Here is a 24,947-nt window from a genome sequence, read left to right on the forward strand (position 1 = left end):
GTACTCACATGGGCCACTACAAGGCAAACGTTCGCGACCTCGAGTTCAACCTCTTCGAGGTCCTCGGCATCGACAAGCTGCTCGACGCGGGCACCTTCGGCGATCTCGACACCGACACCGTGAAGGAAATGCTCTCCGAGGTCCGCCGCCTGGCCGAGGGCCCGATCGCCGACTCGTTCGCCGACGCGGACCGCAACCCGCCGGTCTTCGACCCCAACACTCACTCCGTGTCCATCCCGGAGTCGTTCAAGAAGTCCTACAAGGCGCTCGAAGAGGGCGAGTGGGCCAAGGTCGGCGTGTGTGAGGACCTGGGCGGCCTGAACGCTCCCTCCGCCATCACCTGGGCCCTGTCGGAGATGGTGCTCGGCGCCAACCCGCCGATCCAGATGTACGCCGCGGGCGCCGGCTTCGCCCAGGTGTTCTACAACAACGGCACCGACGAGCAGAAGGGCTGGGCGGCCAAGATCGCCGAGCGCAACTGGGGTGCCACCATGGTGCTGACCGAGCCCGACGCGGGCTCCGACGTCGGCGCGGGCCGCACCAAGGCCATCAAGCAGGAGGACGGCTCCTGGCACATCGAGGGCGTGAAGCGCTTCATCACCTCGGGTGACTCCGACGACATGTTCGAGAACATCATGCACCTGGTGCTGGCCCGCCCCGAGGGCGCCGGTCCAGGCACCAAGGGCCTGTCGCTGTTCTACGTCCCGAAGGTCCACTTCGACTTCGAGACCGAGACCTACGGCGACCGCAACGGCGTGTTCGTCACCAACGTCGAGCACAAGATGGGCATCAAGGCCTCGGCCACCTGTGAGGTCACCTTCGGCGGCCACGGCGTGCCCGCCAAGGGCTGGCTGGTCGGCGAGGTCCACAACGGCATCGCGCAGATGTTCGACGTCATCGAGAACGCCCGCATGATGGTCGGCACCAAGGCCATCGCGACCCTGTCGACCGGTTACCTGAACGCGCTCGAGTACGCCAAGACCCGCGTCCAGGGTGCCGACCTGACCCAGATGACCGACAAGACCGCGCCGCGCGTCACCATCACCCACCACCCCGACGTGCGCCGCGCGCTGGCCATGCAGAAGGCCTACGCCGAGGGCCTGCGCGCCATCTACCTCTACACCGCCGCCCACCAGACCCCGGAGATCGCCGAGGCCGTCTCGGGTGCGGACAAGGACGTGGCGTTCCGCGTGAACGACCTGCTGCTCCCGATCGTCAAGGGTGTCGGCTCCGAGCGCGCCTACCAGTACCTGACCGATTCGCTGCAGACCTTCGGTGGCTCCGGCTTCCTGCAGGACTACCCGATCGAGCAGTACATCCGCGACGCGAAGATCGACTCGCTGTACGAGGGCACCACCGCCATCCAGGCGCAGGACTTCTTCTTCCGCAAGATCGCCCGCGATCGCGGTGTTGCCCTGGCCCACGTGGCGGGCCAGATCCAGAAGTTCCTGGATGCCGACTCCGCCAACGAGCGCCTCAAGGGTGAGCGCAAGCTGCTCGCCACCGCGCTCGAGGACGTGCAGACCATGGCCGCCACCCTGACCGGCCACCTGATGGGCGCCCAGGAGCAGCCGACCGAGCTGTACAAGGTCGGCCTCGGTTCGGTCCGCTTCCTGATGGCGGTCGGCGACCTGTTCATCGGCTGGCAGCTGCTGCAGCAGGCCGAGATCGCACTCGCGGCCCTCGACAACGGCGCCACCGGGTCCGACGTCGCCTTCTACACCGGCAAGGTCGCCTCGGCCCAGTTCTTCGCCCGCAACGTCCTGCCCGAGCTGACCGCCACCCGCGCGATCCTGGCCAACCTGGACAACGACATCATGGAACTGGACGAAGCCGCTTTCTGAGGTTGATCGCCTGATCCATCCCGAACGGCCCGGAGTCTTTTGACTCCGGGCCGTTCGTCGTGTCAGGTCACAGCTGGAATTGGTCGGCGATCGCCAGAGTAGAAGCCGTGCGATTGCACGAGTAGGAGCCGAGCGATCATCGGGTGACGATTCGATTTCGCCTGCTCAGACAGCTTCTGCATAGTAGCCATCACCCGTAGGGTGATGCAGGGGGAACGGAGTGCGACGACACCGGACGCACGGTACTCATCGTCGAGCTGTGCGACTATCACTGATCCGCTGTGAGGGGAGGCCTGGAACATGAGTGAGATCGCTGGGCTGCCCGCGCAGGCGTTCCCTGCGGGCGAATACCTGCGCGATGAGATCGAGGCGCGTGGCTGGACTGTCACCGAGTTCGCGCAGATTCTCGGGCGACCACAGCAGGCGGTTTCCGAGATCCTCAACGGGCGCAAGGAGATCACGCCCGAGACAGCGATCGAGATCGCTGCCGCTACCGGCACCGAGGCCGCGACCTGGCTTCGCCTGCAGAGTGCCTATCGGCTCTGGAAGCTGGCGCGAACCGATGCCACGGAGCGTGCAACGACGGTCGCGAGACGAGCGAGACTCTCCCAGCTCGTGCCGATGCCCGAGCTGCGCCAGCGCGGCATGATCCCGACCGGCGCCGATCTCGACACCGAGGAATCGGCGGTATGCGACCTGTTGGAGATCTCCAACATCGCCGAGCAGCCAACGCTGCAGTTCGCGGCCCGGCGGTCGGTCGAGAACGCGCCGATCTCGCCCCCACGACTCGCGTGGATCGCGTGCGTTCGCCAAGAGGCGCGGCGCGGGCCAAGCGCGATTCCCGAACTGGGCGATGTGCCGGTGCTCGCGACCGAGACCGTTCGGCGCCTGAGCGACCCCAGTGCACTCGCGACGTTGCCAGGGCTGTTCGCGGACAATGGCATTCGCCTGGTTTACGTGCAGGCGTTCAACTCGGGCAAGATCGACGGCGGAGCCTACATCGACGATTCCGGCGTTCCGGTGATCGGGTTGTCCGGCCGCATCCAACGATTGGACAGCGTCGCGTTCACCCTCCTGCACGAGCTCGCGCATCTTCACCTCGGCCACCTTGACAGCGGCATCACCCTCGACACCGACGTGTGCGCCGCGACCGACAACGAGACTGAGCGGTCGGCGGATCGCCAAGCCGTGCGATGGGCGCTGCCGGAGCCGATCGGGCTCGCTGCCCCGATCTCGAAAAGGGCGGTTGTGGCGCGGGCGAAGGCGATGAACGTCCACCCAGCGCTGATCGTCGGCCGTCTCCAGTATCAGCGAATCCTGCCGTGGACCCACATGCGAGACCTCACCCCTAACGTACGGGGATTGCTCGCAGCCTGGTGATCCATGCCGATCATGACTGCGCCGCCGATGAGGCACGCGTACTCTGGAAACTACCGTCGGTCGGGTGGAGACCTCGGGGGTAGGGATGGGTGAGAGTAGCGCGCTCAGTGTGTATCTGCGGGAGCGGCGGATGGCGGCCGGGCTGGCGCGGTCGGAGCTGGCGGTGAAGGCGCAGATGGCGCCGTTGCTGATCGGGCAGATCGAATCAGGTGCGCTGGTGCCGAATCCACCGATGCTGCAACGACTTTTCGATTGCCTGGATGTGCCGCTCTGGTATCGCAAGCACATCCTGGTGCTCGGCCTCCCCGCCATCGATACCGGCATGTCCTCGGCCACCCCGGCGGCCGACGATCTCACCGACCTGGCCAGCCTCACCCACCCGGCCTGCTTCCAGCGCTTCCCCACCATGGACGTGCTCGCCGCGAACTCCGACTACCAGCGCATGTTCCCCGGGCTCGGCGCGGGCACGAACATGCTCGAATGGATGTTCCTCGACCCGGCGGCCAAGAAGGTCTTCCTCGACTGGACCACCGAGGCCCAGCTGCTCGTCCACGCCTTCCGAATGCTCGCCCCGCTGGCCCCGTCCAAGCGCGTCAGCGAGATCACCGAATCCTGCGGCACGTCACCGGACTGGGATCCGGTGTGGACCAGCGAAGTTCGCTCCCACGACATCTCCCGCCGCCACCTGCGGGTCCGCGAACGCAGCACGGGCATCGAACGCCGCATGCTGCTTCGCGTCTACGACCCAGCCTTCCCCACCCGCCCCTGGTGGCTCTACCGCCTCATCCCCACCCGCTGACCGGCCCGTCAGCCGAAGAACACACCCAACAATCGAATCAACCCCGTCATGGCCGACAGCATCGTGGTCGCCGACCCGGTCGGCCACTGCAACTCATCCAAGCTCATACCCCAAACCCTCTGTCACTCAGTATCAACGCCACCCGTATCCTACTGGACCCAACCGACCCGGAATCGGCTCCGGTACTCGGCATGCACCGGACACGGAACCACAGAATATTCACCCGAGGCTCCACCCTGACCAGTTCGCGACGTAGTCACGAAGACTCACCTCTCCGATACCATCGCCACCGATTTCTTCATAGCCCGCGACTTCATCGTCATATTTCGCATCATAGTCGCTGTATACGCGTACTCCGTGATAGCCATGCTCTGCAAGAAACTTCCAGAGCACAGCAGATATCAGCCCGTTGTCCGGGTTTCTCTTCTTGTCGGAATCGCCGGAATGAAAGTACCGAACTCTCGACAGATCCTTTACAGCCTTGCCCAGATCAATCTGAACACGACACTCGCTGCAAGCAAGGCTCGCACTCTCGGACACAACCCACTCCCCACGGCACCGAAACCTGGTAGTCAAGTATACGATGAATACCCAAACTTTCACACCATCGGATTTTGCCGATGCGCATGAATAGCCGAACGAACGACTTCGCCGGAAGTAGCGAAGAACTCCGTAGCAGACGAATAGCGGCCCACATGGCCACCCTCAGACACTTCCCAGACCTCCGGAGCTGACTACCATGTCATACCCGAAGACACGACAGCATCGAACACCGCGCGAATTTATTAGCGGCGAGCTATACGTCCGATTGCATACGGCCCTCTTCCTGGAACTCTTCTGCATTCTACGGGCCCAGGGCTAGGAGCCGTTTGCCCTTCCGCGCACAATGCAGCGTCCCCAATCTGTTCTAATCGAGACCTACGATTCCACTACCCACGGAAGCCACGAGTCCTTATGTTCAGCAAAGGGCGTGGTACCCTCCGGGAAGCAGTGCACACCCCTGCCTGGCAGGTACGCAGACTTGAGACTCTGCGCATCGTCGGGCGCAAAAGAACTGCTACTTCAGGAAGTCCTACGACCAGCTGATCGAAGATCTCCTCAGCATCTTGCATTTGCACGATCCGATTCGTTGCCGAAATATCGAACATCAGACTGTAGCCGATGTCGTACGCCGCAGCAGCATCCTCGAGCTCTGCACCGGATTCAGCCAATATGTTTCGAATAAGCCGACCACCAACCATGCCCTTCCCCGAGGCAGAGGGACGGGACAGAACGTCTTCCCCGCGATCATTCAGATGCACAGACATACCCAAGGCTGTGGAGATGACATTCGATTTCAGCAGACCGGATCCACCCAAGAACAGTGTTTCAAACCTAGACACTATACGTACCAACATTGCGTGCATCAATGACAATCTCGCCACCACTAGGTAGCTGGCTTCCAGCCTTGTGCATCATCTCTTTCAGCACCCCCGGAGAACTCGACAACGACGCCCGGGTCATCGGGAATCCTTCGAATCATAGCATCAGGAGTTGAATTTCCCGACACCCCGTCGTCGGATAGCCTGACATCAACTCGCCAACCATTTCTCCAGTCGCTCGGCCAGTTCCCGATCACGCGGAAGGAAAGATCCATTCAGGTCGTATGCCCCAGGCAAAGATTCGCGCCCTAGATTTCCATGCCCAATCGAAGGGTCGTTGATCTTTGGAGAATCGAGCTTCTTCTTTCGCCTATTAGAATCTGACCGAACCTGAGCAACAGTTTGCCACCAACTCTTCAGCAAAAGAGATCACTGATGGCCAACCCAGCATTGAGCGGGGTCGACGTGGTGTTCGTCATCTGCACCCAAACTTGGTCTCCACCACTGAGTTCCAGCGCGAGGTCGGGCAAGGAGATTGTGGCTGCGGAGCCGTCGCGACGACCATCAGGGCGGGCAGGTACTGCGGAAGGTCAGCTCGACTGCCGCCATGCGCCGATCGCGTCGGCGAGTCCGTCGGCGAGCAGCGCGTCCAACCGCGAGGGTTCCATGCACATCAGATGACTGATCGGCACCGCGGCGAGACGGTGGGTCAGGCAGTAGACATCCGGGTCGCGGTCGAGCGCGACTCGATGGAGTTCTTCGTCCGCATTCACGTTCGGATCGAGTCCCGCACTGTCGAACGCGCTTTCAACCGTCGCCAAGCCGACACGATGTCGAACCCTGTCGATCAATCGCATGACAATGTACTGGCTCGCATCCACCAACCGTGAGAACTTGGGGCCGGAAACCTCCAGAAACTGTCGATCATTCACCGACACCGACTTGTACAGCTCGTGTTCGTACATCAGACCATCGTTCAACCCCGCCACACCCGACGAATCCGCGCCGATGTCTTCGAGGAACAGGACCCCATCCCGGTTCATACAAGGATGAATTTCACTTTCCCAGCCCATGCCATCCAACATGTTTCGCCAATATTCGAGACGCTCCGCGAGCGGCCGAAAGTCTCGAAATTCATACTTATCGGTCACGAAATCCTACTCCATCCTTGATCCCTAGAGCGAGCAGCCTTTCCATCAAACGTTCGAATGATCGGCAACCTCGACGAATGCCCCGAATCATACTTCGCCTACATCAATCTATCCAAGTCTCGGCAACAATGCCCGGGCCGTCCGCTCCGATCATTGTTGCCGATCGACTGAAATTGTTCTACATCACGCCCAAAGATGGCGGCTTCAGTTCCAAAACAACCACCTCTGGAGCACCATGTTCATTGAACCAATGGCGCAGTACATCCCCATCAATAATATGTGGTTCGGTCAGGCCTACATCGACGGGTCCGTAAACCGACCCGTGCCCGCCCGCGACCTGCGCACCACCTATGCGACTACCATTCAGATTGGTGCGCATATACTCACAATCGGTCAGCCTCGAGTTCCGCAGGTCAGAACCAGAGAAATTGGCACGCCTAAGGTCGGATCCACTAAAATCAGCAGCTCGGAGATCCGCTTCTTCCATGACTGCGCCGCGCGCGTCGACACCTCGGAACGATGCATCAACAGCAGTACACCCCCGTACCTCAGATTTCTGGAGGTCGGCTCCGTCTAGCTTTGCCCTGTCGAGTCGTGCGCTGTTCAACCATGCCCGAAACAAGACGACATCAACGAGACAGGCTTCCGACAAATCGGCTTCAATCAGCATTGCTTCTACCAGAGACAAGCCCGATAGATCCGCTTTCGAGAAATCCAATCCGTATCCGCCAAGCGCATCATCAGCGTCTGCAGACCCAGCCGCGTTTCTCTGCACACACTCACGGTATTCCTCCAGCGCCGCACAAGCAGCCGGAGATTTCGGCCACTTCCTAACAAAGGTCATCGCTCAGCATCCATTTCAACCCACACAACGTGATCGTACCATTCCGGGTGTGCCAATATCAGGTCCTTGATATGAGTCTTGCGTGCATCACTCATTCCGACAGGATCGAGCAAGATCTTCTCACCTGAGGCGATGTCTTCGTTGATCATATCTATAAACTTCTCATCAGATTGAGGATGGGGGATAGGCTTTCCAGGCGCCTTCGTGTAGAACGGGGTAATATCAGGAGAACTCTTGACATCCCAGCGAGTTCCCTCGGCGTCGACAAATTCTCCCATATCCCCTCCATCGGGGCCAAGCTGCGCTCTACTGATCGGACCGGGGACGGACCCTGTACGTTCAGCCTCGAGCCCAACCGCCGCCTCGCGCATCGACGCGCCACTCACTCTGCCCCCTTTCGCGGGATCCATCGCCAATTCTTGCTGGCGCTTCTCGTACTCCGGCGTTCCCGGCGTATTGGACGGATTTGCCGGGCCTTCAATCGAACTCGGAAACGGAAGGTCTGGCGGGTCAGGGTAGTCGCTTGCTGCCGCACTACCAATCTCCCATAGGAACTCGAGCACAACACCCGGACCATTCGCCGGGAGGTCGTCGGGACCGGTTATCAGGTCACCCCAGCGATCCCAGAGTGCTGGCAGTGATTGGCGCACAGTTACGGTTTCACCGTCAGGTGAAACATCGTAGACACCTGCGAGATTCTCCTCGTCCATGAGATGAAAGCGGTAACTTCCGTCTGACATCATCTCGATGTCGGCGATTATACGTTCGCCATCCCGGACCTGAACCAGGTTCACCTTTCCGTCCGGGTCGGCATATATGCGATACCCGGTACCCATAACATCGGCGAATGGCGCATCGATAGTTACTCGAGGGATATGTTCGTCGTCGCCCTCCCAGAACTCTGCAACGTTCTCGCCTGTATCCGAAATATCCCCGGTCGCTGCCTCTTTCGGGGGCGTAGGGGCAATATTTGGTGGTCCAGCCGTAGTCGGCGGTGGCGGTGTGACACCTGGTATCGGCGGCGTGGCGGTCGACGGTCCAGGGTTCCGTCGATCGTCAATCGGCTCAATAGCTGCATTGCCAAGCCAAGCGTCCAAGGCGTCTTGAAGGGCCGCCTCGATTGATTGTCCAACTCTGTGGCTCGACGGAAGTTCGACAGACTGTGATACCGTATCGAGCATCGAACGTGAGGCGTGCAGTCGCTCGATTGTTCTGGCCGACGACGCCGGTGTCATGCCGTGAAAGTTGCGAACCTTCGCACTTCCGTCCCGCCTGCGGCTATTACCACTAGCCACGAGAGTGGCAGGGACAATTCTGCCGAGCCACGATACCCTCCGCAGAACCTCTGACGGACTGGATTCAGAGTTCACCGATATCGCCCACCCCTTGCCGCAGACTCAAGAGCAGATTTATCCATCAAAGGTCCTACCTACTGGGGTGAGTAAGCAATTTAATTGTTGACCAACGGAAATCGACCCGATCGACGGACGATCGGGTCGATTTCTCGCTAGTCGAAAACTCTGCAATTCTGCACGAATATCGAACAGGGAAGCTCAAGTCCAAAAGCATGATCGGGCTCCCCCGTTCGCGCTATTCGGCACGCGCGGCGCGTTCTATGCGCGAGACGATATCCTGTCGCCCGTTCGCGGCTCCGAGAATCACCTCAGGCGGTGTTCGGCGGATAACCGCTACCCTCTCGAAAAAGATCTCGAAAGATCCAGAAGAATTCGGAATCATCGGCGAAGAACGCGGTGGCACCCGAGAGGCCGGATTCACTATCCACATCGTAGGGCGGCTCCTCGGGCCCGGTTGGTGCGGGGTCGGGGAGAACCCCTCGACGGATCAGATAGGTCTCTTCACCGGCAATCGCGTTGCTCGGCACTTCCCAGTAGGTGTTGTAGTAGGCAGTGTTCCCAGGACCTTCTCCACCGACCGACATCCGACGCGCCCGCAGCGGCTTGGCTTGCCTCGGCACCCGAATAGTTGTCCAGTCCGGGTTTGAATTCACCCGGATACGTACCATCTTCGACATTAATCGACCTTCCAAGAAGTAGGTTTTGCTACAGGTCCACGACCGACGCGTGGCAATGCTCAGGCCAGATCGATCGACAAGTACGTCCCCGAACCGGTCTGCAGGGTGGCATCACGGCTGTATGGGGTCGATGTGGTGTTCGTCATCTGCGCCCAAACTCGGTCTCCACCACTGAGTTCCAGCGCGAGGTCGGGCAGGGACAGGGTCGCGGTCCCGGACGTGAAGGACGCGGTTGTCAGCACAGTGGCGTTGCGCATGATGCTCACTTGAAGGCTGCCAGTGAAGGGGCTCCAGGTGGCAGTCAGCGAAATCTGGCACCGAATGATGGCGGATACATCGTCGGTGACCACGAGCTCATTGGAAACGATGCTCGACTCTTCATAGCCGGCCCGCACAGCCCAACCGACGACTTTGACGTCGCTCGTCGTAGCGCTGATCAGCTGAGTGCCGCTCTTGTTCATACCGGCTGGGGAAGCGCCTGCTGATCCGGCGACCATGAGGTGCATCAGGCTGTCACTCCTTGCAAACTCGCCTGCAGCCCACGGCCGGCGGGGCTGTCGACGGTGGTCACATGCACTGTCACCCGATCACCGACGCCGAATGTCCACGGACCACCGGTCGTGACGACCGTATCGGCGTTGTGCGCAGACGCCGGGATCGTCGCACCGGTGCCCGACACGAGCGTGCCGTTCTTTCGCAGTTCCACCACCAGATCGCCGGTACCGGCAGTCTCGCCGCGGTAGGTGATCGACGAGATAGTCAGCGGCCGTTCGATCCGGAGCCCCTCGGGCATCACGTTCCCGGCACCGGCCTTTCGTGTCCCGGTGTGCGACTTGAAGGTGATGTCGTATGCCTGGCCGGCCGCGGTCGGAGTGCGAGCATCCGACAGCCTCGGGTCCGAGGTCGAGACCGCTGAGATGGCGGCGCGAGCCTCGACATCGGTGGTCGAGCTCAGTAGTGCGTCGGCGATCTGGGTGAGGCCGGAGATCTCCCATGCCGGGTGCGTGTGGGCAGTGGGGGTGCGCGCATCGCTCAGGCGAGGATCGTCACCCGCGACGGCCGTAGTGGCAGTCGAACCGATGGTCGGCGCAAAGGTGGCGGGCTTTCCACTGATGCCCGCCCACTGTGTGGTCCCGGCAGGTCCGCGCACGACCACGCCCTGGCCGTCCGGTGTCCACCCGCTGACCTCATCGTAGAGATACAGCAGACCGTCTGCCCTGACGATGTACTGGCTACCGTCGGCCGGACCGGTCGGCAGTTCGGCGTAGGTGGCTGCCTGGCCATCGATCTGGATTCCGGTGCCGCGCTCGCCTCGGACCACCGCATCGCCCGCGCTGGCCCGAACCGGGGAGACCAGCGTGAGATCGACCAGTCCGGTAGAACCGGCGTCCGGGTTCTCGGGGTCGGGACCGGCCTGGTACTCACCGACAGTGAAGCTGAACGGATCGAGCGGGACGGGATCACCGTCGTAGCTGAGTTCGAAGGAGACCTTCCAGGTCCAGTCACTGGGGTTGGTCGCTTCGTCCGGTGCGACCAGCCGGATGCCACGCATCCCACGCCAGGTGAGGTAGCCGAATTCGTCGAGCTGACATTCGTAGTGCTTGGGCAGCTGAATGTATGTCGCCGGTGCGGGTTCACCGCCGGCGACCAGTACCTTCGGCGCGTCCGCGGTAAAGGTGACACGGCCGCTCAGCGGTGGAAACTCGGGCAGGTCTGCGAGATCGGGGCCGTCGGCGACATTCGCAAGGAAGCGCCCGACGACCTTGCCGTATTTGAGGGGAGGGAGGTCGGCCATGTTGTTCTGCCTTTCGGAATGGAGGAGTGTGATCAGACCGGGCGGGCGTAGACGATGATCTGGGCGCCATACGGACTGACGGTGTAGCGGCCAGTGCCGTAGGCGCGCCGAACGATGACGTAGAGCGTCACCGTTCGGTTCGCGGGAACGACGCCGAGCGGCTGGTCGGGGGAAACAGGGTGCTCGAACGCCGGGGTCACCATGGCTGCACCGAAGTTGGTCGCCGGCGAGCCGACGCCGAGCCCGACCAGCTCGCCTTCCTTCGGATCGCCGATCCGCACCTCGATGTGGCAGGCGGTGGACTGATCGGTAGGTTTGCTGACCACGCCGACGATGCCTTCGACCATCGGCTGCCACGCCATCGGCTGGGCCGGGATGGTGATGGCCGCCAGCACTCGATGGTCGTCATCGAGATTGGAACCGCCGTTGAACTGCCCCTGACCGATTGCCCACGGGCCGACAAGCCGGGGGCTGGGAATCGGGGTGAACTTCTGCAGAGCGTCGTCCCACGACAGGACGAAGTTCTGGCCGAGCATCCGATCGGCATCGATCAGGACGTCATCCGCATCCTGGATGCGGCCACTCGCACCCGGATCGCCCGGATCACCGGTTTCCCCACGGGGAAAGGTGATTTCGAGCCGCTGTTCGGGTGCTTCACCGAGAACCTGCGCCGCTGCCGCTGATCCGGTCGGTCCGGCCACACCCACGCCGGTCATCCGGCTCGGCGCGCCGCGCTGCCCACGTTTGCCGAACGCGGTACCGAACGCGATGAACTCCAGGCCGGTCCAGTAGTAGACAGCGTTCTCGGCCACCACTCGCCACGCCTTGCGCGCGTCGGCGGTGGTCAGGTCGAGTGCACGCAACGCGGCTTCGTCGCTGATGTCGCCCTGCCAGTCCCAGGGCTGTGCAGGCTCGCCGTCTGGGCCGATCGGACCCGCGGGCCCCTCGCGCAACTCGATGACCGCTTCGCGATCAACCAGTTCGACCGGGTTCACCGTGTAGGGCAGGCCGACCGAGTCGGCTACGCCACGCATCGTGATCATGATGTCGTCGTCGAACACCGGGGTTTCGGTCATGTCACAACTCCATGGGGGCGAGAGACTGCACTGCTTCGGGCGCCGGGGCGAGCACCGGCTGCGCCCAGCAGAGGAGCTGCGCGCTGCCGCGGGCGTAGTGGTAGTTGGCCGTGCCAAGGTTGCGGCTCAGGACCACGTGTAGCTGCGCCGGCTCGCCCGCGGGCACGACACCGATCGCGCTGTCCGGGGCGACGGTGGTGCCGAAGAAGCTCTGGATCCGGCTGTAGGCACCGGCACCGGCGGTAGCACCCGTACCGAGCCCGACGAGCTGGCCGCTAGCCGAACCGAGCCGAACTTCGGTGTCCACCCGGTGGTCGAACGAGGTGTTCAACGGCCGGGTGAAGACGCCTCCGGTGACCAGCGGACGCCAATCGGTGTCTTGGGCGGGAATGTTCAGCGTTGCCACGGCGTATGTCGCACTCGAGATCGACGACACCGAGCTTGCGAATCCCGCACTCCCATCCCATGATTCGGCTTCGTACACCGACCACGGACCACGTAGGCCCGGATAGGGAGTCGGCACCCACTTCTCGACGACAGCGTCCCAGGTGGGCACCGCACCGTCGACGTGGCTACCGTCGGCGTAGTCCGGCGCGTTCCGCAACGGTCCCGGACCACCGGGCTCGCCAGGCTGCCCTTTGATGCCACGTGGCACCGTGAGGTTCAGCGTGAGATTGGGTGCGGCGCCGCTGACAGTGGCCTGCAAAGGCGTGCCTGGTTCACCGGTTTCGACCACGCCGAGCGTGATGTCGCAGGGATCGCCCATCGGCCCGATCGCACCGAACGCTTCGGCGAAGGAGTCGAATCCCGTGCCATTCCAATACATCAGGGCGTCGTTGGACAGCACCCGCCAGGCCTTGCCTGCCTGTGCCGGACCGAGCCGGGCAGCCAAGCTCGCCAGTGCGGCCGGATCGGCGATATCGCCTTCCCAGCGGAACGGGCGGCACGGATCCCCGGCCGGACCGACCGGGCCCGCGGGACCGGTCATCAGCTCCAATGTCCCGTCGGCCGGCGTAGCGTGCATCGACTGCACGACACCGGGCCTTCCGATCCCTTCGTCGATGCCACGAACCTGGGCCGAATCGAAATATTCGCTGATAGTGGACATGTCACCTCCTTCAGATCGGCCGCGCGTAAACGACCAGGGACGAGCGGCTGTTGTTGAAACTGATGGCGCCGGTGCCGTTCTGGCTGCGCTCGACCGAAACGACCAGGCTGGCTGTTTGGCCGGCCGCGACCGTGGCATAGGTGGAGGTCGGCGACATGTTCCTGGTCGCTTGTTCCTCGCTGTAGGTTCCGATCAGTGGGAGACAGATCGTCCGTGGTCCCGCGACCGGCAGGGTCGTAGCCAGCACCTGTCCCTGGGTGTTGTGCAGGCGAACGGTGCCCTGAGCATGGTTCGAAGCGGTCGCGGCCGCGCCGACATAGAGATGCCCACTGACGAGCGGGCGCCATGCGAACGGCTGTGCGGGCACAGTGAAGGTCGCAACAGTGAGCCTGCTGGCTGTGACCTCCGTGGTCGCGATGAACTCGGACTCGTACCAGCCCCACGGACCGACACCCAGCGGTGCGGGAGCCGGGCCGAACTTGCCCCCCGCGCGGTTGTAGGCGAAGACACCGCCGTGGGACGGACCGGATGTGCTGTCGAAGTCGGGCGCGGTGTTGATCGGGCCGGACTCACCAGCTGGGCCCTTCGGACCGCGCAGACCGGCTGGCGCGGTGGCCGTGATCCGCTGTTGCGCACCGACCGGCTCGATCAGCACTGCGGGCGCGGTCAATTCCGCTTTGTGCCGGGTTTCGGCCGGCACGAACGAAGTGGGTTCGGCTACCGAACCTTTCGGGCCGACCGCGGCCGGAGAGTGCTGCCAGGAGTCACCGGTCCACACATCCATACCGTCGTCGTCGAGCCGGTGCCACCATTGCCCGCGATGCTCGGTACCGAGCCCGCTCGGCCTGCCTGCGATGTCGGGGATCTCCCCCATCTTGCGAAATGTGGTCCCGGGTCGACCCGGCCTGCCCTTCTCTCCGGCCGGGCCGGCGGGCAGTTCGAGTACGGCGACATCGTCGGATACGGTGATCTCGGCATCGAGAATCGGGAGTCCGTCGATATCGGTCTCGTGGGCCACGGTGATATGGGCGGGAAAGCTGATGTCCGCCATGAATTCCTCCGTGTGTCAGATAATGAGCAGGTCGAGATCGGCGCCGACATCGGTCGACAGGTCCTTGATCGCGGACGCCACGCGCCCGAGGCGCTGCCATGCCTTCACGATCGAGTCCTCCTCGTCGGAGCCGTCGCCGACGGTGATCTGCCAGGTCGCCGAGGTTTCCCGGTTGTCGACGAAGGTGATCTCGGTGACGAAGTCGGTGAACACCTGGTCGCCGAGTGCGAAGCCGATCTGGTCGCCGAGGCCGAAGTCGCGGCCGAGCTGGTAGGGCGCGTTGTCTTCCACGGTCACCTTGTGGCTGGTGTAGCCACGGGTGAGGTGCAGGCCCTGGCGTCCCGCGACCAAGCCGTCGAGGGTGAAGGCCTTGTCGCTGCCGGTGATGTAGAGCTCGCGGAACGCGTAGGGCCCGGCGCGTTCAGCGCGGGCCCTGTCCTGGTACACCATCCACGCCAGGAAGATGTCGTCGAGCTGGCCGCGATACAGGAAGTCGAGGCCGATCAGCGACAGTAGTCCCTTGATCGCGTATTCGATGCCTGCGTTCACCCAGCCGGGCGACCGGCCACCGATGATCACATCCGTTGCCGTAGGTTTGTGCAGCGCGACCTCGGACGGCCCGATCCCCGAGTACTCACCCTCGAAATACCAGACCCAGGGGAAGTTGCGGACCGTGCCGAACTTGCCGGGCTGGCCGTAGATCGCCTCGTACTCAGTGGTCGAGTCGAATCGCGGATACCGGACCGGAGTGGTCCCATCGTCGGCGAATTCCTCGATCCACGAGATGATTCCGTCCAACAGGGTGCCGGTCGGACCGGTGACGCCGGACTTGTCCACGGTCTCCAGGACCACGGTCGGCTTGTCCAGGTAGAACCACTCGGGGGCGGGCTGTTCGTCCTCACCGGGCAGGAAGAAGCGCGCGGTGAGCATCACACCCGAATCCTCGAGCATCGGCTGGAACAGCTTGTCCGCCATGTCGAACCGGGCCGACGCCGCGCTCCAGGTACTCGTGTCGGTGAGCGGGTCGACGGGAACCACCGCGATCGGGAAGGTCGCGTCGCCCTGCAGCCGCATCAGGTTCATCGTCAGATAGGCGGTCACCATCGACCGCACCGGCCCGAACATGATGTGGTGCCGTGGGAACTGCGCGAGGATCGGCGCGAACGGTGACGCCCAGCAGCAAATCGTCGACACATGATTCCAGGCGTGGATCGCCTCGATATCGACGGTCTCCACCCCGTGCTCGTCCCGCACGATCGACGCCTTGGTGATGTAGCCGTCCCAGCGGAACCCCTTGGTGTTCACCGTGATCGGGATCGTCGCGTCTTCCAGATCCTCGTTGTTGAACAGGTGGTCGAAGTGCTCCATGTCCCGCGGGCACAGCATCTTCAGCCCGCCGGCGGCATTCCGCGGGTAGGTGAATTCCAGCGAAAGGTAGCTGTGTTCCTCACCTACCTCTTCCATATCCTTGTTCCAGTACCGGACCAGCACCTCTTGGCTGCGCGCCTGTTCCCGCTCGACACGCACGATCTCGTCCATCCGCCGCGACCCAGCGTGCGGATCCCATGCCGCGCTCATCAGAACGGCCTGGACGATCGCGGGCTCGCCGAGGCGACGATGCTCGACTCCGTGGTGCCGCCCTCGACCTGCACCACGACCTCAGCCGTCGACCACTGAGCCACCGAAGCCAGCCACCGCCTGCCCGCCAGCTGGGCCCACACATTGCGCCCGTTAGGAGCGTCATCGGTGTAGAGCCGAGCGGTGCGATGCCGCGGATGCGTATCGATCCGGAGCACCTCGCCTTCGGCCAGCGTCGGGGTCTGCACCAGGCGCAGCTCTTCGCCTTCGACCGGGTCGAGGATCGCCCACCGGCCAGGACCGTTCATCGTGTACCGAGGCCACGCCGGCTGGTCCGCGGCATTCCGCACACGCACAACGCCCTCCCCCGCACCCGAGCTGTTGGTCCACACAGACCGCTCTTCGAAGTGCCCGAACAGCGGATCCATCGCCGCCGCCGACATCTTGTACGCGACCAGCCGATTCCGCGCCGGATCCACATCACCCACGGGCTCGGGCGCGGCATCCAGCTGCACCTTCTGAAACCGCCAGCCCTGATGCCGGGTGAAATACCCGACCGTCGCCGGCTTGTCGGTCGACCAGCCTCGGAACCACGCATCGTGGACCGCGTGGAACTCCCGAACCGAATCGGTCCGTCCCGCACCGCCGGTACCGGCGATCACGACAACGAAGTCCCATTCCTTCTTCGAACGCACCGAACGCATGAACGTCGCGCCATCCTGACGCGCGCCCTCGGAGACCAGTAGTTCCACCGGCGCGAACATGTAGCCTGTTTGCGCCGCCAGCCGCACCCCTTCCCTACCCGCGTTCACACCGGACAGGTGCCACACCCGACCATTCACATCCCACACCACGATCTTGGTGCTCTGATCATTCAAAAGCTGGTGCGTCACCGCCCCATACCTCCTCCACGCTGTTGCGCCAGAACCCGACGCCGGCGAACCCGTTCCACCGCTACCGCAGCGCTCTTCGGGTCCATGCCATTGAAGTTGTAGATATCGCCGCGAGCGGTGTGCCCGCCAACGCCTTCGGCGAGATCGACCAGGCCGAAACCAGTTCCGACGACTTCCTTCGCGGTTTCGGCGGCGTACTCGATCGGTTTCGAAATCACATCTGCAGCGGTACCTGCGACTTCCGAGCCCAAAACCGATCCCAACGCACTTCCAACTGCAGTGCCGACGGGGCCACCGACAGCCGTGCCGATCGCTGCGCCGATACTGGAGCCAACCTGACTTCCGGCCGAACTAGCCGCACCCCTCAAGCTTCCAGTTAGACCACCGACGAGCCCCCCTTGCTGCACGCCAGACATCGCCCCAGAAACTCCACCCGATAGGCCGGCAACTACTCCGTCAAGTAACATCGCCCCCGCATTGAGTTCGATATTCTGCGGGAAATCAGAGTCTTCTACCGGACTACTGGATTCAACACCGAGCGTTCCACTGTTGATCGCCCCGAGAAGGGCCCCATATCGCGATGCAGATTCGGCGTTCACTACATACTCGCCATTAGATACCCAGGCAGGAATCAGGTCATCGGTTGGACCTCCGGGTCCAGATATCAAACCACCTGGCCTAGTAACTAGACCACCATTCGAATATTCTTCGGGAAGAACATAATCCGCCCCCTTTGAGCCAAGATAAGTAGCAACAGCGCTCACGCCGGCACCAATCGCCATCCCAGTGACTGTTCCCACACCAGGAAAAAAGCTCCCCAACACCGCGCCAGTCGCCGCACCAGCCGCCAACCCCGCACCGAAGCCGACGGCTTCTCTGGTCGCCGCCCGCTCGAACGAGTCGCCACCTGCCATATTTGCTTCGATTGACAGCGGAACTGTAAACAACCCAATCAGAGGAGTAACACGACTGATTCCAGTATTGAATCCACCCGGCGTCCAAGTACCGGTTTTCGAGAGGGCAGCTGCCGCCTTCTCGGGAAACAACGAAGCAGCGAGCTCACCGCCCGTACGCAGCGGATATCCAGATGCCTGCGATGCCTGCACACCCGCCAAGCTGGCCAGAAGCGTAGATCGCGCGAGCGCACGTTGGGAGTCAACGCCCAAAGTCACAGCTGCCGAGTACCCCATCAGTCCCATATCGAGAGCGGTAGGCGTAAGCGTAAAATCATCGTCAACGCCGACCGCCTTACCGGAACCCGCTATTGTTCCACGCGGCACTTGCGTAATACCTTCTACGACCGCAGCGCTGCTAGATCCGCTGGCGTCGCCGACAGTTCCGACGGGCACCTGAGTGATTGTCTCAACTACCGCGGCGCTACTACTCGAACTTTGATTCCCTAATCCTGATCCGTCTCCTATGGTCCCAGAAGGAACTTGAGTGATGGCTTCTACGACGGTCGCATCGCTATCGCCATAGCTCGCCGACCCGACTCCGGCGCTACCGACACTCTGCTCGGACACCCCAGTAAGCATCTCTAGAGTAGCCATGCTCGCATCGCTGTCACGTTTCGAAGGTTCCGGTGCCATTGGCATACCTCTTTCTACATCGAATCAAGGCTCAGCACTTTGACCAAGCCTCAACAATTTCCGGTGCCGATATCGCAACCGCATACCCGCCCACACCTCGCCTGGCATCAACGCAGCTACCTGATGCAATCAGCGCGTGCATTGATCTGCGCAAGATCAATACCTCCATCCGACGCCTGCGTCGGATTTGCACTACCAAATTCCCGAGACCAGCTGAGTGGCACGAATCCAGCAAATTGGTATTCTCAAGCAGGAATACAGACGACCATCATCCATGCTCACCATCCAGGGCGGCACTTTCCAAAGCAATTCCACAGGGACGTCCCGACTTCAGACGCAATGAAACCCCGAGTGTCATGCCTTACACGGCCGAAGAGGTAGCAAGCTACTGGCTACTTTTGACAACCACTTGCATCGCATGGGATACGATTGAGTGCGTGTCATCCCACTCTCCTAACACATCACGCCGCGATGCCCTACCAAGGGTTCTACTCGGCATCTTGGTCCTCATCTTCGCAATCGCGCCGGTGCCAGTCGTGGCGGCAGGTGCCGGCGAACTGATCCGCGCATCCGAGATTTCCGGCACTAGCGGGATATTCACGGTTGAAGAGTGTTTTCCGGAGCGAGGCCGGCGGGGTGCCAGATGCACAGGCTCATTCGTCTCCAATGACGGAATTTCACCAGTTATTAGGACGTCGATCCGCGGCGGTCCACATACACAAGGCAGGAAGATTCCCGCGCAGTTTGACGGCACGCTGTCAGCTACCGGACTGGACGCAGCTGCAGCGGGATTCTCGCTCGCAGCAATTGCCCTGTCTGTGATGAATATCATGATACTGGGAGGTATCCTGATGATAACCGGTCAGGGTCCGAGCGTTACGATAGGTCGAGGGCTACTCTTCATTAGCGCTGTCCTATTCTCATCAGGCGTAGTCGCTGCCGCATTAGCACTCGGCCTCCCTTAGCAGAGACAATTGCCGAGTTTCCGGCATGCTCGGCATGAGCCGCCAGCCCATACGTCAACGCGAATCGTGAACGGCAGCCTAGGTTTTCGACACTCCCCATCCGAGCATCTCGTTCACTCCAGAGACAGTCGTCGAATCTCCAATACGTTCGCGCACGTCCTTAACTCCTGGGCGCGGAATCGGCTCTGGCCGATTCCGCCCATGCTGTGCATCTGACGACTTTGCCCACACCAGCCAGCGAAGCGAATCCGCTATATCCGCGAGCAGCATTCGATCTAGGCGCCATTCGTGTTCTCTAGGTTGCCGCGCTCGATACAGCGCAGATGTGTGTGGACTGCAGCTGATAACCGCTTTGAGATCGCCCCAGGAAAGTTCGTCGGTCCCGAGGTTGCGCAGCTTCAAACCCATCGTAATCAGGTCGTATTCGATCGCCTCGGCGTACTCCTCGAGGAGTGCATCGAGGCTTAGGATTCCCCCAGGCTCACCCCCGAGTGCCGCTGCCATGCTGCGATCAGACGGTAGTAGGAGTCGTGGTCCATCTCATCCAGTGCCGCGAGAACCTCACCGGGAACACTAAATTCGATGATGGTGTGCAGCGCGTCGGTGAGGCCGAGGCGCCGGATTCTGCGGATCGTGCCGGGCTTTAGGTAGGTCAGTGATGGAAGCCGAACTTCTACGGCACCGATGCGTTCTACGAAATCCTCCTTTACCTTGTCGGGAGTCGGTGTGACGGGAGCCTGGGGCGAGGACATGCGGTTCTCTCGTTCGTGGTGGTTGGTGCCGTCTTCCGCTGTGGGCCAGCTCGTGTGGAGCCAGCCCACAGCGGATCGTTCGATCAGGCAGTCTTGATGCCGTCGTCGAGGTAGCGGTACGCCTTGATACCGGCGTCGTTCTTGAACGCCTCGACGGTGATGGTGAAGCCAGCCAGCTCCTTGGAGACGAACTTCTTCTCCTTGACCGCCGAGATCTTGGCGTTCGGCAGGACGATGCGCAGCTTCTTGTCCTCGTTGATCATGTCGAAGATCCAGGCACGATGCGGCAGCACGGCGCCGGTCTCGTGGACGTCGATCCGGGTGCCGTTGGTCGCGTCGGCCGCGGTGACGGTCACGTTGTCCGGGCCGAAGACCTCGCTCAGCACATCCTGGTCCCACACGGCGTACAGGGTGAGGCCGAATCGGACCGAGTGCTCGGTCTGGAGCTGGGCGATGATGTCGGCGTTCCAGTCCTTGACGGTCTCGACCTTGCGCTCACCCATCGACTCGATGCCGTCTTCGGAGACGTAGCCGAGCGGGGTGAAGCCGGCGTCGAGCACGCCCGCGGCCGAGGTCGGCAGGGTGGTGGACAGCGGGGCCACCAGGACGCCGCCGGTCACCGCGATGTTCGGAGTGCCGGCGCCGATGTACTTGCTGGAGGGCAGAGCCATGAGAGTTGATTCCCTTCGGATTTCTTGTTGTAGCTGACTCGGTATTCAGTTGTTTCCTCCCGGCTTCGACCACATGCTGTGATTTCGCCGGGAAGTTTCAGGCGAGGACTTTTCCTCGCACGATCAGGTCGAAAATGATCGAGTATCGCGGGGTACCGGTCGCAGGATCGGTATCGTTCTCGCCGCCGGCGTCTTCGACACTGTCGCACCACACTTCACCGATGAATCCGGGCGCAATGGCAGCGACGATTGCTCGAACATTCGAGGCGAGCCCCGCGGCCTGCCCGGCATCATCGATACATTCGATGACGACCCTGGGCCGGTCGAACACGAGGTGGGCACCACGCCGGCCCTCGCGGTCTTCCACATCGAGCCTGGCCTTACGGTCGTTTCTGACCACTCGAACCATTCTCGGCGGGCGTGGGTCCGGAGTCCGTGTAACTACTTCGGCCGTGTCAGCGAGTTCAGACAGTTCGGCGGCGAGGTAGTCCACGAGCTGCTCTTCGATATCCGCGAATACGATTCGCTCGTACATGTGAGTCCTTAGTTCCAGAGAGTTATCCGGTAGAAGAAATTCATGGCCAAACGGCCGTCACGCTTGTGCTGGCTTCGCACGAAGAAGGATGTTGCGCATGCTTGCCGTAGCGCAATTCACCCAAGCCAGGCATGTAGACCAAGAGAGTTCGAAAGGCTGGCCCGATTGGCCAGAAAGAGGGAGTGGCCGAGACCGGCGTAGAGACGGACTACAGCACCTTACAGGTTATAGCACCATATTGATGCCTATGGTCACCCAGAACAAGCGGTGCCGGGTCCGCGATCGAGGAAGTTGCCTAACAGGCAAGTCGCCCACGGGTGACTTCCGGAGAGAATTGGTACCGAAAAGTGGAGCCTCTCCGAAATGAGATATTCAAGGTATAGCGTCGCACATACAGGCAGAAGCCTTCTGCGGGATCTATCCCTGCGCATGAACGCACGCATTCCTGCTCAGAATCGTTATCAACGGAAAAGATGCTTAGGTGAGCACCCAATCTCGCCACACCTCGATATCCTCGTAGTCCGGCGTGGTACCTGCGGGAAAGTGGTGAATACCGCGTCCTGGAAGATAAGACGTTGCGAGTGTCTGCAAGTCGTGCGTAAGCAGAAGAGCGTACGAGGGCACGCACGACGATAGCTCGTTCAACACGTCAAGCGCTTCGGCCTGCTGAATTGACCTGTCGTGCGCCCACATGTCGAACACGATGCGGTATCCATCATAAGCAGCGACCTCCTCGGGACCATCGTCGGAACACGGGAAATCGTTTATATACACCCGCCCGCTGATAAACCCTTTACCGCGACGAGCCGGTCTCGCAAGAAATACTCGATCAGCATCAGTTCGCACAGACATGCCGAGGTGTTTTCCAATTTCAAGGCCCACCTCGAGAGGTGAGCCTTCCGTCCAGATGAAAAGTGGCTCGAAAACGGACACCGCTAACCTTTCGGATAAGCTACGACAGATCCGTCGGACCATGCGCGTATCGGCATAGGTACGCAACTCACAGAGAATTGCACCATCGACGTTCTGATCGAGTTGATGGTGGCCCGGCATATGACGGTGAAGGTACAGCTTCACAGCTAGGCCTAACACATGGTGTCGAATTCCTCGCCAGACTCGAGTGTAACCCTACGACCCCAGCCATTCGGTTGCCAGATCGCAACGAAATTCTCCAGATGTTGAACTTCGCCGACTTCGTCCTCATACCCCGAAACCGGCGGTGTCCATTCGATGTCGATATAACTGTTCAATGGCAGATTCAAGAGCGCCCCACCCGGCTCGAACATCACTGTCAAATCGTTTGACTGAGCACTAATTCTGAACTTCATTTTTCACCTTGGACCTATGCGCATACAGCCAGCCTCTTGAGCACTCTTGGATCTCATGTTACACCACGTCCCAATTCTTGATGAGAAATTGTGCGACCTGCGCCCTCTGCAGAGCACTGGGGTTGTTTCCGTCTCCACCATGCGTGGCAACGGAAACAGCATACGTAGCCGCGTACATATCGCGCACAAGCATCACATCCTCCCGCGTCAGATGTTGCTTTACCTTGCGAACCTGGTCGACCGTCATCAGACGATAGTTCAATTCGGTAATCACATCCTTCTTCTCCTTGTACCTCCGCTCTCCCTCGGGCCTTTCCTGATCGGCCTTCCACTCCGCTTCAATGTCTTTGGGATTCGCCCAGAGAAGCCCCTTCAAACCTTGGACGCCGCCCAGACCGCGCTCCTTGGTCATCTCCGTGACTGCGGACACGTACGGAGCGATCTGTTCGTTAGCACCCCTCGACGGATCCGGCGTGAACCCTGATGGTGGCGCGGGAACATCGCTATACACACCCGGCTCCGGGAGGGCCGGGGGTGGTGCCTCAGGTTTTGCCGCCGCCTCCGACAGTTCTTTCAGGAACTCGGTGACCACTCCAGTGGGCGACGTCGGGACCGAATCTGGTCCCGTGATGAGATCACCCCATTTGTCCCACAAAGCCGGTAGCGACTGTCGAACTGTCACCGTCTTTCCATCGGGAGACACCAAGTACTCTCCCGCGAGGTTCTCCTTGTCGGAGAGAATGTAGAGATACGATCCATCGGATTGAATCTCGATGGTCGCGATTATTCTCCCTTCTTCCACGATCTCGACAACTTTGGGCGCCTTGCTTTCCGTGTCGACATACACCTTGTATTCGGTGCCCATAACACCTGCAAATGGCTCATGGACAACGACAGATCCCTTGAGGGCGTCTGTATCCGGACGATAGCCGTCAGGTGCATCTGCTTGCGGCAACGCCGGCTTCTCGGGTGAGGGCGCAGCGGGTGGTCTGGGTACCGGATTCGGCGGCGCCGCTTCGGTCGGAGCTGGGAGCGTCTCTTTCGCATCTGGAGTCGGTGGCGTAGCAGTGGTTGGCACCTCGGGCCGGTCCTCGCCATCTATATGCTCGACCTCACGAGTACCTCCCAGCAAGTCCGTCAGAACCGCGGTGACCACATCTTCGGTGCCTTCGCCGATGCCGAATCGACTCAGGACATCGTGCTCGCCCGTTGCCGATTCGAGCATCGAACGCACGGCGTCTATGCGCTCGATCTCTTGTGCGGCAGACCTTGGCGTCATGCCGGAGAAGGTCCGCCGTCGTCCGTGTTCACCGGATCGACCTTTCGGCGGAGATCGAGTGACGGCCGGAGTAATCGAATCGAGCCAACTCTGCCGTTCCGACGTCGACGCATTCAGATTTGCGCTCACCGAGTATCAACACCATCTACACTGCGGCCATGCCGCACAGCGTCAATGCGCTCGCGAAGCTGCTCGACGATCCCGGCATACGCGTCGGTCCGCGTCGAACCCTCGCACGCCAGTCCTCGCGGATGTGTGGCACTCCAGCGACCGTCATCGGCCTGGCGCACCTCGATTTCGTCGAGGTTGTAGAACTCTTCCGGATCCGGCGTCGGCCATTCGCCGTACTCGTCGCGGGAGACGTGCTTGCCGGTGTCGAAGGCTCCTGGCGGGCCTGCCGGAGTCGGTACCCAGCGGAGTTCCTCCAGCTCGGGGTTTACCCGTACACCGCGCTTCACGAGGTACTCCGCTACCCGCGTGGCCTGCTTGATCGATGTCACCGTCGGCTCGGCGAGCTTGCGTCCGACGTGGCTACGCCATTCGGGCAGGTGTATCACCGATAGTTCTTCGGCCAATGCTCGGACTTCGGGCGCCAGATCGTCCTCGGCCTCGGACTGAGCGAGCTTGCCCGACAACGTCTGCTGGATCAATGCCAGGAACTCGGGAGTGACCAGCTGTCCGGAATCGGTCTGTACGTATCCCGATGGCTGCGCTTCGCTGGTGCCGAAGTCGACCGAGCCGATGATTTCCTTACCGGACATATTGGTAGAGCCTCCCGAGCTCGAGCATGAGAAGAGCCCAGGCCGGATGGCTGGGCTCTAGCGGTTGCGGTGGTTCAGTTGTGGGTGGTCAGAGGCCGAGCAGCGGCAGGATCACCGGGGCGAGCACGATGGCCAGCTCGAGCATCTCGATCAGG

The 24,947-nt window shown here is 61.5% G+C and carries 24 protein-coding genes; 3 read left to right on the plus strand and 21 right to left on the minus strand.

Annotation, left to right across the window (positions count from 1 at the left end; translation table 11 throughout):
* Nucleotides 1–8 precede the first annotated feature (8 nt).
* The 3 genes from ACFOW8_RS01950 to ACFOW8_RS01960 all read left to right on the plus strand — a co-directional run bounded on the left by ACFOW8_RS01950 (nt 9) and on the right by ACFOW8_RS01960 (nt 4,023).
* Nucleotides 9–1,844, plus strand: a complete 1,836-nt coding sequence (locus ACFOW8_RS01950) for an acyl-CoA dehydrogenase (protein WP_378548380.1) — start codon at nt 9–11, stop codon at nt 1,842–1,844.
* A gap of 300 nt (nt 1,845–2,144) precedes the next feature.
* Nucleotides 2,145–3,224 carry a HigA family addiction module antitoxin gene (locus ACFOW8_RS01955; protein WP_378544489.1) on the plus strand — a complete coding sequence of 360 codons (1,080 nt, stop codon included), beginning with the start codon at nt 2,145–2,147 and terminating at the stop codon, nt 3,222–3,224.
* A gap of 85 nt (nt 3,225–3,309) precedes the next feature.
* On the plus strand, nt 3,310–4,023 hold the full coding sequence (locus tag ACFOW8_RS01960) for an MmyB family transcriptional regulator (protein ID WP_378544492.1): 714 nt from the start codon (nt 3,310–3,312) through the stop codon (nt 4,021–4,023).
* A gap of 219 nt (nt 4,024–4,242) precedes the next feature.
* Here the strand turns inward: ACFOW8_RS01960 and ACFOW8_RS01965 are convergent, their stop codons facing one another.
* The 21 genes from ACFOW8_RS01965 to ACFOW8_RS02065 all read right to left on the minus strand — a co-directional run bounded on the left by ACFOW8_RS01965 (nt 4,243) and on the right by ACFOW8_RS02065 (nt 24,792).
* The gene (locus ACFOW8_RS01965; RefSeq protein ID WP_378544495.1) at nt 4,243–4,563 is read right to left on the minus strand and encodes a hypothetical protein; all 321 of its coding nucleotides are present in this window, start codon (nt 4,561–4,563) and stop codon (nt 4,243–4,245) included.
* A 1,411-nt stretch (nt 4,564–5,974) separates the two neighbouring features.
* Nucleotides 5,975–6,535, minus strand: a complete 561-nt coding sequence (locus tag ACFOW8_RS01970) for a hypothetical protein (protein WP_378544498.1) — start codon at nt 6,533–6,535, stop codon at nt 5,975–5,977.
* Between the two features lie 178 nt (nt 6,536–6,713).
* Complete coding sequence (locus ACFOW8_RS01975) at nt 6,714–7,310, minus strand: pentapeptide repeat-containing protein (RefSeq protein ID WP_378544501.1); 597 nt, start codon at nt 7,308–7,310, stop codon at nt 6,714–6,716.
* Between the two features lie 65 nt (nt 7,311–7,375).
* Entirely contained in the window at nt 7,376–8,614 is a 1,239-nt protein-coding gene (locus ACFOW8_RS01980; protein WP_378544504.1) for a hypothetical protein, read from the minus strand.
* Between the two features lie 428 nt (nt 8,615–9,042).
* Entirely contained in the window at nt 9,043–9,411 is a 369-nt protein-coding gene (locus ACFOW8_RS01985) for a hypothetical protein (RefSeq protein WP_378544507.1), read from the minus strand.
* Nucleotides 9,412–9,470: 59 nt separating this feature from the next.
* On the minus strand, nt 9,471–9,917 hold the full coding sequence (locus ACFOW8_RS01990) for a hypothetical protein (protein WP_378544510.1): 447 nt from the start codon (nt 9,915–9,917) through the stop codon (nt 9,471–9,473).
* Nucleotides 9,917–11,206, minus strand: coding sequence for a hypothetical protein (locus tag ACFOW8_RS01995; RefSeq protein WP_378544513.1), 1,290 nt, complete (start codon nt 11,204–11,206; stop codon nt 9,917–9,919). The genes ACFOW8_RS01990 and ACFOW8_RS01995 overlap by 1 nt, the downstream gene beginning before the upstream one ends.
* 32 nt (nt 11,207–11,238) lie before the next feature.
* Entirely contained in the window at nt 11,239–12,282 is a 1,044-nt protein-coding gene (locus ACFOW8_RS02000; protein WP_378544515.1) for a hypothetical protein, read from the minus strand.
* Between the two features lies 1 nt (nt 12,283).
* Nucleotides 12,284–13,390: a hypothetical protein gene (locus ACFOW8_RS02005; RefSeq protein WP_378544518.1), complete on the minus strand. Its 1,107-nt coding sequence runs from the start codon at nt 13,388–13,390 to the stop codon at nt 12,284–12,286.
* Nucleotides 13,391–13,400: 10 nt separating this feature from the next.
* Nucleotides 13,401–14,441: a hypothetical protein gene (locus ACFOW8_RS02010; RefSeq protein WP_378544521.1), complete on the minus strand. Its 1,041-nt coding sequence runs from the start codon at nt 14,439–14,441 to the stop codon at nt 13,401–13,403.
* A gap of 15 nt (nt 14,442–14,456) precedes the next feature.
* Nucleotides 14,457–16,019 (minus strand): Gp37-like protein, encoded by a 1,563-nt coding sequence (locus tag ACFOW8_RS02015; protein WP_378544524.1) that lies wholly within the window; start codon nt 16,017–16,019, stop codon nt 14,457–14,459.
* Nucleotides 16,019–16,912: a phage tail protein gene (locus ACFOW8_RS02020; RefSeq protein WP_378544527.1), complete on the minus strand. Its 894-nt coding sequence runs from the start codon at nt 16,910–16,912 to the stop codon at nt 16,019–16,021. Before ACFOW8_RS02020 ends, ACFOW8_RS02015 begins: the two co-directional genes overlap by 1 nt.
* Nucleotides 16,909–18,018 (minus strand): hypothetical protein, encoded by a 1,110-nt coding sequence (locus tag ACFOW8_RS02025; protein ID WP_378544530.1) that lies wholly within the window; start codon nt 18,016–18,018, stop codon nt 16,909–16,911. Before ACFOW8_RS02025 ends, ACFOW8_RS02020 begins: the two co-directional genes overlap by 4 nt.
* Before the next feature lie 1,526 nt (nt 18,019–19,544).
* Nucleotides 19,545–19,970: a DUF5361 domain-containing protein gene (locus ACFOW8_RS02030; protein ID WP_378544533.1), complete on the minus strand. Its 426-nt coding sequence runs from the start codon at nt 19,968–19,970 to the stop codon at nt 19,545–19,547.
* Entirely contained in the window at nt 19,931–20,287 is a 357-nt protein-coding gene (locus tag ACFOW8_RS02035; protein WP_378544536.1) for a hypothetical protein, read from the minus strand. Before ACFOW8_RS02035 ends, ACFOW8_RS02030 begins: the two co-directional genes overlap by 40 nt.
* 14 nt (nt 20,288–20,301) lie before the next feature.
* Nucleotides 20,302–20,889, minus strand: a complete 588-nt coding sequence (locus ACFOW8_RS02040) for a phage tail tube protein (protein ID WP_378544539.1) — start codon at nt 20,887–20,889, stop codon at nt 20,302–20,304.
* Nucleotides 20,890–20,986: 97 nt separating this feature from the next.
* Nucleotides 20,987–21,424 carry a hypothetical protein gene (locus ACFOW8_RS02045; RefSeq protein ID WP_378544542.1) on the minus strand — a complete coding sequence of 146 codons (438 nt, stop codon included), beginning with the start codon at nt 21,422–21,424 and terminating at the stop codon, nt 20,987–20,989.
* A gap of 477 nt (nt 21,425–21,901) precedes the next feature.
* Nucleotides 21,902–22,501, minus strand: coding sequence for a hypothetical protein (locus ACFOW8_RS02050; RefSeq protein WP_378544545.1), 600 nt, complete (start codon nt 22,499–22,501; stop codon nt 21,902–21,904).
* An 8-nt stretch (nt 22,502–22,509) separates the two neighbouring features.
* Complete coding sequence (locus ACFOW8_RS02055) at nt 22,510–22,752, minus strand: hypothetical protein (RefSeq protein WP_378544548.1); 243 nt, start codon at nt 22,750–22,752, stop codon at nt 22,510–22,512.
* Between the two features lie 58 nt (nt 22,753–22,810).
* A complete protein-coding gene (locus ACFOW8_RS02060; protein ID WP_378544551.1) occupies nt 22,811–24,160 on the minus strand; it encodes a hypothetical protein in 1,350 nt (449 codons plus the stop codon).
* Complete coding sequence (locus ACFOW8_RS02065; RefSeq protein ID WP_378544553.1) at nt 24,157–24,792, minus strand: hypothetical protein; 636 nt, start codon at nt 24,790–24,792, stop codon at nt 24,157–24,159. Before ACFOW8_RS02065 ends, ACFOW8_RS02060 begins: the two co-directional genes overlap by 4 nt.
* Nucleotides 24,793–24,947 lie beyond the last annotated feature (155 nt).

Origin of the sequence: Nocardia rhizosphaerae, from assembly GCF_042650365.1 — a bacterium.
GTDB lineage: Bacteria > Actinomycetota > Actinomycetes > Mycobacteriales > Mycobacteriaceae > Nocardia > Nocardia rhizosphaerae.

What these genes read in the sequence shown, in the direction of transcription:
- ACFOW8_RS02065 (WP_378544553.1), bottom strand. Translation starts at nt 24,792, where the DNA reads ATGTCCGGTAAGGAAATCATCGGCTCGGTCGACTTCGGCACCAGCGAA.
- ACFOW8_RS02010 (WP_378544521.1), bottom strand. Translation starts at nt 14,441, where the DNA reads ATGGCGGACATCAGCTTTCCCGCCCATATCACCGTGGCCCACGAGACC.
- ACFOW8_RS01985 (WP_378544507.1), bottom strand. Translation starts at nt 9,411, where the DNA reads ATGTCGAAGATGGTACGTATCCGGGTGAATTCAAACCCGGACTGGACA.
- ACFOW8_RS02030 (WP_378544533.1), bottom strand. Translation starts at nt 19,970, where the DNA reads ATGGCAGCGGCACTCGGGGGTGAGCCTGGGGGAATCCTAAGCCTCGAT.
- ACFOW8_RS01995 (WP_378544513.1), bottom strand. Translation starts at nt 11,206, where the DNA reads ATGGCCGACCTCCCTCCCCTCAAATACGGCAAGGTCGTCGGGCGCTTC.
- ACFOW8_RS02040 (WP_378544539.1), bottom strand. Translation starts at nt 20,889, where the DNA reads ATGGCTCTGCCCTCCAGCAAGTACATCGGCGCCGGCACTCCGAACATC.
- ACFOW8_RS01950 (WP_378548380.1), top strand. Translation starts at nt 9, where the DNA reads ATGGGCCACTACAAGGCAAACGTTCGCGACCTCGAGTTCAACCTCTTC.
- ACFOW8_RS02055 (WP_378544548.1), bottom strand. Translation starts at nt 22,752, where the DNA reads ATGAAGTTCAGAATTAGTGCTCAGTCAAACGATTTGACAGTGATGTTC.
- ACFOW8_RS02045 (WP_378544542.1), bottom strand. Translation starts at nt 21,424, where the DNA reads ATGTACGAGCGAATCGTATTCGCGGATATCGAAGAGCAGCTCGTGGAC.
- ACFOW8_RS01955 (WP_378544489.1), top strand. Translation starts at nt 2,145, where the DNA reads ATGAGTGAGATCGCTGGGCTGCCCGCGCAGGCGTTCCCTGCGGGCGAA.
- ACFOW8_RS02005 (WP_378544518.1), bottom strand. Translation starts at nt 13,390, where the DNA reads ATGTCCACTATCAGCGAATATTTCGATTCGGCCCAGGTTCGTGGCATC.
- ACFOW8_RS02000 (WP_378544515.1), bottom strand. Translation starts at nt 12,282, where the DNA reads ATGACCGAAACCCCGGTGTTCGACGACGACATCATGATCACGATGCGT.
- ACFOW8_RS01980 (WP_378544504.1), bottom strand. Translation starts at nt 8,614, where the DNA reads ATGACACCGGCGTCGTCGGCCAGAACAATCGAGCGACTGCACGCCTCA.
- ACFOW8_RS01960 (WP_378544492.1), top strand. Translation starts at nt 3,310, where the DNA reads ATGGGTGAGAGTAGCGCGCTCAGTGTGTATCTGCGGGAGCGGCGGATG.
- ACFOW8_RS02015 (WP_378544524.1), bottom strand. Translation starts at nt 16,019, where the DNA reads ATGAGCGCGGCATGGGATCCGCACGCTGGGTCGCGGCGGATGGACGAG.
- ACFOW8_RS01990 (WP_378544510.1), bottom strand. Translation starts at nt 9,917, where the DNA reads ATGCACCTCATGGTCGCCGGATCAGCAGGCGCTTCCCCAGCCGGTATG.